8 protein-coding genes are annotated in these 6118 nt (G+C 32.6%); all 8 read left to right on the forward strand.

What is annotated here, in order from left to right; genetic code table 11:
* Position 1 precedes the first annotated feature (1 nt).
* Positions 2-400 (forward strand): HIT family protein, encoded by a 399-nt coding sequence (locus ABXT52_RS02125; protein WP_415272243.1) that lies wholly within the window; start codon positions 2-4, stop codon positions 398-400.
* A gap of 114 nt (positions 401-514) precedes the next feature.
* Entirely contained in the window at positions 515-1309 is a 795-nt protein-coding gene (locus ABXT52_RS02130) for an adenylyl-sulfate reductase (RefSeq protein WP_415272244.1), read from the forward strand.
* Between the two features lie 20 nt (positions 1310-1329).
* Positions 1330-1800 carry an adenylyl-sulfate reductase subunit beta gene (aprB, locus tag ABXT52_RS02135; RefSeq protein WP_415272245.1) on the forward strand — a complete coding sequence of 157 codons (471 nt, stop codon included), beginning with the start codon at positions 1330-1332 and terminating at the stop codon, positions 1798-1800.
* Positions 1800-3659: an adenylyl-sulfate reductase subunit alpha gene (aprA, locus tag ABXT52_RS02140; RefSeq protein WP_415272246.1), complete on the forward strand. Its 1860-nt coding sequence runs from the start codon at positions 1800-1802 to the stop codon at positions 3657-3659. The genes aprB and aprA overlap by 1 nt, the downstream gene beginning before the upstream one ends.
* Positions 3660-3677: 18 nt before the next feature.
* Positions 3678-4028 carry a hypothetical protein gene (locus tag ABXT52_RS02145; RefSeq protein WP_415272247.1) on the forward strand — a complete coding sequence of 117 codons (351 nt, stop codon included), beginning with the start codon at positions 3678-3680 and terminating at the stop codon, positions 4026-4028.
* 67 nt (positions 4029-4095) lie between these two features.
* Positions 4096-4230, forward strand: a complete 135-nt coding sequence (locus ABXT52_RS02150) for a hypothetical protein (RefSeq protein ID WP_415272248.1) — start codon at positions 4096-4098, stop codon at positions 4228-4230.
* A 28-nt stretch (positions 4231-4258) separates the two neighbouring features.
* Positions 4259-5341 (forward strand): TSUP family transporter, encoded by a 1083-nt coding sequence (locus tag ABXT52_RS02155; protein WP_415272249.1) that lies wholly within the window; start codon positions 4259-4261, stop codon positions 5339-5341.
* Positions 5342-5353: 12 nt separating this feature from the next.
* A complete protein-coding gene (locus ABXT52_RS02160) occupies positions 5354-5899 on the forward strand; it encodes an invasion associated locus B family protein (RefSeq protein WP_415272250.1) in 546 nt (181 codons plus the stop codon).
* Positions 5900-6118: the final 219 nt, after the last annotated feature.

A 6118-nucleotide genomic window follows, 5' to 3' on the forward strand; every position in this document is an offset into this window, starting at 1 on the left:
TATGTTTGACCCAAATAATCCCTGTTTATTCTGTAACTCTAAATTAAGTGGTTTAGCTGCAGAAAATGAATTGGCTTATGCTAGTTATGATACATATCCTGTGTCTGAGTTTCATTGTTTAATTATTCCAAAGCGGCATGCTAAGGATTATTTTGATTTAAACGATGAAGAAGTGATTGCTTGCAATAACCTCATTAAACAAATTAAAGAGGAAATATTATTAAAAGATCCAACAGTTAAAGGGTTTAATATTGGATCTAATGCTGGAAAAGTTTCTGGGCAATCAATTTTACATTGCCATATTCATGTAATTCCTAGAAGAGAGAGTGATGTTGAAAACCCGCAAGGTGGTGTAAGGTCAGTTATTCCTCTAAAACAACATTATAAACGTAAAGCGTAAGTTGTATTTTGATAGATAAATAGCGCACCTAATAACGGTTGATCTATCATTTCAACTATATTAAAAACTCAAAATTAAGTTTCAACAAAATAGTAATAAAGGGTAATATTCTAAATGATGTCAATTAGTCCATTTTCTGCATTAGCAGAATCAATTTCTCCTTCAGTTATTCAAGCCTTTGTTTTAGCAATGTTAGCTTTAATCGTCATTGGAACAATTGTTCAGATGATACATCATAAAAATGTTACTTATTTTTTCAATAATGCAAAAAAAGCAAAATTAGCTGCCGAAAGAGAAATTGGTACTGGAGAAAAAACAGCAATTATTTTAAAAACTGTAGTGCATGATATTGCAACTACTTCAGAATTAGGTGCAGGCAAAAGAAGAGTTGCTCATGTTATGGGGATGTATGGAACTATTTTATTTTGGGTTGCATCAGTCGTATTGGTTTTTGGTTATACAGGAACAGGAACAACTGCACCAACAATTTGGCCTATGATTTGGCATGTTGGAGCAATAATGACTTGTGTGGGTGGATACTGGTTTTGGTTATTTTTAAGAGTAGATGTACTTGCAGAAGCTCACCCTTGGTACAGAATTATTAAAGCAGACTTATTTGTTCTAGCACTTCTAGCATGTGCTACTACTGGACTTGCTTGGTCTTACTTTCAATCTTCAGGATCAACTGGATTAGGATATATATTTTTAATTTTATTTATTACCTCAAACATTGTTTTATTTGGGGGAGTTTATTGGTCAAAATTTGCACACATGATTTATAAGCCAGGTGCAGCAATCCAAAAAAACTTAGCAGAAGCAGATGGATCAAGAGACAATCTTCCTCCATTAGCAGATGCACCAAAACAATTTGGACTAGGAATTAAAAGAGAACAACCAAAACACTATTAAAAAGAAAGAGGTAATATAATATGTCAACTTTTGTATACATGACGAGATGTGATGGATGTGGTCACTGTGTGGATATTTGTCCATCAGATATAATGCACATCGATGAAAATATTAGAAGAGCAGTAAATATTGAACCAAATTTTTGTTGGGAATGTTATTCTTGTGTAAAAGCTTGTCCTAATCACGCAATTGATGTTCGTGGTTATGCAGATTTTGCTCCTATGGGTCACAGCGTTAGAGTTAGACGTGAAGAAGAAAAAGGAACTATCTCTTGGAAAATTAAATTTAGAAATGGAACTACAAAAGATTTTGTATCTCCAATTACAACAAAGCCTTGGGGAAAATTTATTCCTAAATTAGCAGAAGGTGAAAAACCTAACCAAGGTGAGATCAATTCTCAAATGCTTTACACTGAGCCTAATGGTTTAAATATTGATGGTAAATTACCATCAGTTCCAAAAGATACCTTTAAAAAAGGAGTTTACTATTAATGGCTAAACATAAAACACATTTTGAGGATTGCGATGTTCTAGTTGTTGGTGGTGGTATGGCTGGAACTGGTGCTACTTTCGAAGCTAGACACTGGGGAAGAGACATGAAAATTATTTGTGTTGAAAAAGCTAATATCGACAGAAGTGGAGCGGTAGCCCAAGGTTTATACGCTATTAACTGTTACATGGGAATGCAATGGGGTGAAAACCAACCTGAAGATCACGTAAGATATGCTCGAAATGATTTAATGGGAATGGTTAGAGAAGATTTAGGTTACGACATGGCTCGTCACGTTGACTCAACAGTTCACATGTTTGACGAATGGGGCTTACCAATGATGAAAAATGAAAAAACAGGTCGTTACCTTCGAGAAGGTAAATGGCAGATCATGATTCATGGTGAAAGTTATAAGCCAATCGTTGCAGAAGCTGCAAAAAAATCAGCTGACAAAATTTATAATAGAATAATGATTACTCATCTTTTAATGGATGAGGCTCAAGAAAATAGAGTAGGTGGAGCTGTTGGTTTTAATATGAGAACTGGTGACTTCCATGTATTTAGAGCAAAAACTGTAATCGTTGCAGCAGGTGGAGCATCTCACATTTTCAAACCAAGAGCAGTTGGAGAAGGAATGGGAAGAACTTGGTACGCACCATGGAGTAATGGTTCAGCTTATGCATTACCTATTGCTGTTGGAGCTAAAATGACACAAATGGAAAACAGAATTGTGTTATGTAGATTTAAAGATGGTTACGGTCCGGTTGGAGCATACTTCTTGCACCTTAAAACATATACTCAAAATGCAAATGGAGAGAACTATGAGAAGAAATGGTATGACCAAACTAAAGAATTAGTTGGTGAGTATATTGATCACCATCCAACACCAACTTGTTTAAGAAACCACGCTTTTATTCAAGAAACTATTGCAGGTGGTGGACCTATTCACATGGTGACTACTGAAGCATTCCAAGACCCACACCTAGAGACTGTTGGTTGGGAAAACTTTTTAGGAATGACTGTTGGTCAGGCCGTTGTTTGGGCTTCTCAAAATATAGATCCAAAATACACAAATCCTGAATTAACTACATCTGAACCATATGTTATGGGTTCTCATGCAACTTGTTCTGGAGCTTGGGTTAGTGGGCCTGAAGATTTATCTCCACCAGAATATTTTTGGGGTTATAATAGAATGTTAACTATTGATGGTCTCTTTGGTGCAGGTGATACTGTAGGTGGAAGTGCTCATAAGTTTTCATCTGGATCATTTACTGAAGGTCGTTTAGCTGCAAAAGCTGCTGTTAAATATATTGAAGATAAAAAAGCAGAAGGTATCAAAGTTACAGATAAACAGTGTGAAGACTTTAAAACTGCAATATTTAAACCACTGGAAACTTATCAAGTAGCTCAAAATGAAATTACAGGCGGAACAGTTTCACCCAGTTACATTTCTCCTATTCAGGGTCTTCAACGTCTACAAAGAATTATGGACGAGTATGTTGGTGGAATTGCAACTAATTACATGACTAATGGTAATATGCTTAAAAGAGGCTTAGAATTACTTGCTTGGTTAGAGGAAGATTTAGAAAAAGTAGGTGCTGAAGATTTACACCAACTCATGAGAGCTTGGGAATTAAAACACAGAGCGTTAACTTCTCAATGTGTAACTGAACACACAATGTTTAGAGAAGAAACACGTTGGCCTGGATATTATTATAGAGGTGACCATATGAAACTTGATGATGATAATTGGCATTGTTTAACAGTTTCTAGACGTGATCCTAAGACTGGTAAATTTTCACTAGAAAAAGTGCCGGTTTATCACATAGTTGACGAGAACGAGAAGAGAAAAGCTTCTTAAAACAGTTAAGCTTAAATTATGAATCTTTTAGAGAAATCTGATGATGAGATTTTAGCGATTGCTAATCCTATTTGGGATAATCTTGTTAAAACTTCTAATATGAAAGATTATGGTGGTTTTACTAAGGACTTTGGAACTCAAATGTTATTTGGAGCAAATGAAGTGGAACTTGGGAAGCAATGGGCTAATAATAAGCTTTTAACAAGTTTAAAAGAAGATTACGAGGCATTTGGTTGTTTAAGACGAGGTCAAAACATCACTGTTCTATTTAAACAGAAGAGTAAAGAGATTGAAGGTGAGTTCCTTGGAAGATTGGTTCTTGGTGTCGAGGGTGATGATGTTAAGGTTTTTGGAGCAACAATCTACTAATAAAAAAAATCACTTTATATTAAATATTTATTTGACAAATAATTAACTGGGTGTAATGACGTTTGTAATGTCAATTTCCAACGTAAAAATAATAAATAAACTTTCAAATTCTAAAACAACTATTATCAAAACTGGGATATTTGTTAGTCTAGCTGCTTATTGGGGTGTTATTTTAGTTGGAACTTTTATCACATTTAATTAAGTTGTTTTTTAACAACTATTAATTTTTTATGGATGTATTTTTACCAATAGCTCAAGTTTTTGTAAATCCTATTGAAATACTTTTATTGAGTGCAATTGTTGGTGTACTTTCAGGTTTATTTGGGGTTGGCGGTGGTTTTTTAATGACACCGTTCTTAATTTTTTTAGGTGTACCCCCTGCATATGCAGTTGCAAATGAAGCTAACAATATTCTTGCAACATCAGTATCAGGATCAACAACTCATTATTTAAAAAATACTTTAGATTATAAAATGGGTCTTATGATTGTTATTGGTGGAACAATCGGAACTGCATTAGGCATTTATACTTTTACATATTTTAAAGGTATTGGAAAAATTGATACAGTTATTTCTTTAGCCTACATGTATATACTCGCAATTATTGGTACATTAATGTTGGTTGAAAGTCTTAGAGAAATAGACAGAGCAAAAAGAAACCTTATAGTTAAAAAAAAATTACACGTTCATTATTGGATACATGGTCTTCCATTAAGAATGCGATTTCCAAAATCTAAATTATACGAAAGTATCTTTACTCCAATTATAATTGGTTTAGTTGTAGGATTTATTGCTGCTATAATGGGTATAGGAGGTGCTTTTATATTGGTGCCTGCAATGATTTATATAATTAAAATGCCAACAAAATTAGTTCCAGGAACTTCTTTGTTTGTAACAATTTTTGTCAGTGTCATAGTCACTTTTTTACATTCATTTAATTTTGGCTCTATAGATTTAATGTTAGTAGTAATGTTAGTTATTGGATCAATCATAGGGGTTCAAGTGGGACAGAAACTTGGTGAAAAAATTGACAGTTCTGGTTTAAAAGCATTACTGGCAATTTTATTATTGATAGTTGGAATAGCTATTGCTTATGAAACTTTTTTTGCTGAGCAGACTGAAAAAGAAATAATACAAGTACTAACCTCAGATTTAAATTTTTTCTCACTATTTATTTTAGAATTTTCAGAAGACATGCCATTTTTTTATGGATTATTTTCAATCATGTTTGCAATTCTTTTAGGAGTAGGAGCCGCTCTTATTAGACGTGTTTTTTCTAATTTCAAAAAAAAGATGTTACTAAAAAAGTCTTAGTTTAAAAAATTGATGAAAAAACTTATATTTATAATATTTTTGAGTTTTCAAACTCTACTAGTAGCTGAGGATAATGTTAAAAACACAACTATTAAGCAATATGATTATTGGTCTTTAAAATGTGAAGTAGTTAATGATGATCAAAACTGCCAAGTACTACAAACCATAAAAACTAATGAAACAAACTTCCAATTTACTATAATTTATCAGAAATTTTTAAATGAAAAAAATATAGAAAAAGAAATCATTCAATTTATTACCCCTTTAGGAGTTAACTTAGATATAAAACCTGCTATTCTTTTTGATAAAGATCCACAAATAAATCTTAAATGGACTAAATGTGAGCCATTTGGCTGTGTAGCTGTTTTAACAAATAATAGTGAAATTAAAGAAATAGTGAAAGTTTTTAACGATGTTAAAAAAGGACTTACAAAGTCAAAAGAAATGCAGCTTGGTATACAAGGATTTAATACAGAACCATTAGTAGTTAAATTTTCTCTAAAAGGTTTTATTAAAGCAAGTTCTTTGCTTGTAGGCGTTAAAAATGAAGATATATAATTAAGTAAATTTTAATAAAATTAGCCACAATATCTAGTATTCTATAAGTTCCATTCCCATATTTTAAAGTATTTGTAGTAGTTGTTTAAGGTGTTTCAGGTACATACTGCTGGTTGTAAATTAATAATTAAAGCTTTGTTTATGCGGATGAATCAATGTTTAATGTTCATTCTCATAAATAAACTTTTAAGTTGAACCGTAGGTTGTTTTATTAAGTGT

Origin of the sequence: Candidatus Pelagibacter sp. Uisw_121, assembly GCF_047722545.1 — a bacterium.
Lineage (GTDB): Bacteria > Pseudomonadota > Alphaproteobacteria > Pelagibacterales > Pelagibacteraceae > Pelagibacter.